The following is a 449-nucleotide window of genomic DNA, read 5'->3' as shown; positions in this document are numbered from 1 at the left end:
GGGCAGCGACTTGCCGCGACGGTGCGCGGTGGCGGCGTGGCGTGGGAAATCGGACGGCAGCGGGGAATGGGCATTGGCTAATGCTCGAAGAGTCTCAGCCACATAACCCGGCAGGCTGTCTAGAGATATGCCGAGGCAGTTGTGAAATTCTTCGCTGCATATCTTCAACGGGTTGGATCTATGGCCCGGAAGCGGCCATCCAGATAGACGAGTGGATCGGCATAGGCAGATGTGAGCACACGCTCGACACTGGCCAGCATTACCGAGTGGGTGCCGACTGCATGGTGTTCAATCAGCTCACAGAACAGCGAAGCCTGCGCCCCTTGCAGATAGGGCAACCCATTGACTTCATCAAATCGCCAGGCTTCATGATCGAAACGGTCGGTCCCCGTGGCGCTACGGCAGTGCACCGCAAGTACCTCCTGTTCTGCGCGGAGTACATTGATGCA

1 protein-coding gene is annotated in these 449 nt (G+C 58.6%); it reads right to left on the bottom strand.

Annotated features, from left to right (window positions below; all coding sequences use genetic code 11):
* Positions 1 to 164: 164 nt before the first annotated feature.
* Positions 165 to 449, bottom strand: a 285-nt coding sequence (locus DU29_RS0129295) for a flavin reductase family protein (RefSeq protein ID WP_028624767.1), incomplete at its 5' end; no start/stop codon positions are given.

The sequence above is a fragment of the Pseudomonas sp. Ant30-3 genome (assembly GCF_000690905.1).
GTDB lineage: Bacteria > Pseudomonadota > Gammaproteobacteria > Pseudomonadales > Pseudomonadaceae > Aquipseudomonas.
Note: the sequence above shows the minus strand (reverse complement) of the source record. Positions and strands in the feature narration are given on the sequence as shown.